Genomic DNA, 1,420 nt, shown 5'->3' on the forward strand with positions numbered 1-1,420 from the left:
GGGGTGCTGCACCGTAGATGACGTCGGCGCGCTTCTCAAAGGCTTCGGCGAACATGCGGAAGGCGCGATCGAACATGGTCCCCATGACCGCGCCCAGAATACGGCTCTTGAACTCGTAGTCGATGAAGAAGCGGACGGTGCACCCGGCGCCGTCCGCTTCGAAACGCCAGACGTTGCTCAAATATTTGAAGGGCCCGTCGATGTACTTCACGTCGATGGTGTTCTCGGCGGGCTTCAGCAGCACCTGCGTCGTGAAGGTTTCGCGGATCGCCTTGTAGCCGATGCTCATGTCGGCAAGCAGAACCGTGCGCCCGTCACGCTCCTTGCGCGAGCGAACCGTCAGCGCTTCGCAAAGCGGCAGGAATTGCGGATAGGATTCAACATCGGCGACCAGCGCGAACATCTGCTCGGGTGTATGGGATACGCGTCGGGTGGCTTCGAATTTTGGCATGAAACCAGCGGGTTAGGCTGTTTTCTTGAGAATCGCTTCCCGTGCCGCACGCAGCTTGGCGAAATCGTCGCCGGCGTGATGCGACGAACGCGTCAGCGGGCTGGACGCCACCAGCAGGAAACCCTTGGTCCGGCCGATCGTCTCGAAAGATTTAAACTCCTCCGGAGTGACGAAGCGGATCACCGGATGGTGCTTCTTCGACGGCTGCAGGTACTGGCCGATGGTCATGAAGTCGACATTGGCGGACCGCAGATCATCCATCAGCTGCAGGATTTCATTCCGTTCTTCGCCCAGCCCCACCATGATGCCGGACTTGGTGAAGATTGACGGATCGAGCTCCTTGACCCGCTGCAGCAGCCGGATCGAATGGAAATAGCGGGCGCCCGGACGTACCGTCAGATAGTTCGATGGCACGGTTTCGAGATTGTGGTTGAAGACGTCGGGCTTGGCGGCCACGACGATCTCCAGCGCGCCGTCCTTGCGCAGGAAGTCGGGCGTCAGGATTTCGATCGTCGTCAGCGGCGTTGCCGCCCGGATGGCGCGAATGACTTCGGCGAAATGCTGCGCACCGCCATCGGCGAGGTCGTCGCGGTCGACCGAGGTGATGACGACATGGGTCAAGCCCATCTGCTTGACCGCATGCGCGACGCGGGCCGGCTCATCCGGGTCAAGTGCTGTCGGAATGCCGGTGGCGACGTTGCAGAAGGCGCAGGCGCGCGTGCAGATCTCGCCCATGATCATGAAGGTGGCGTGCTTCTTTTCCCAGCATTCGCCGATGTTGGGGCAGCCGGCCTCTTCGCAGACCGTCACCAGCTTGTGCGATTTGACGATTTCGCGCGTTTCGGCATAGCCCTTCGACATCGGCGCCTTGACGCGGATCCAGTCGGGCTTGCGCAGCACATCCTGATCAGGCTTGTGCGCCTTTTCCGGATGCCGCAAGCGCGGGGCGTTGGCGATCGTATCGAGGAC

The 1,420-nt window shown here is 61.3% G+C and carries 2 protein-coding genes; both read right to left on the reverse strand.

Going from position 1 to position 1,420, the window contains the following annotated elements; translation table 11 throughout:
- On the reverse strand, window positions 1-451 hold a 451-nt coding region (locus tag EN893_RS33900), incomplete at its 3' end, for a type II toxin-antitoxin system RatA family toxin (RefSeq protein ID WP_164901377.1).
- A gap of 12 nt (window positions 452-463) precedes the next feature.
- Window positions 464-1,420 (reverse strand): lipoyl synthase (gene lipA / locus EN893_RS33905; RefSeq protein ID WP_128362171.1); only part of this gene is annotated, 957 nt, incomplete at its 5' end.

It is taken from the genome of Mesorhizobium sp. M7A.F.Ca.CA.004.04.2.1, assembly GCF_004022825.1.
Taxonomy (GTDB): Bacteria; Pseudomonadota; Alphaproteobacteria; order Rhizobiales; family Rhizobiaceae; genus Mesorhizobium.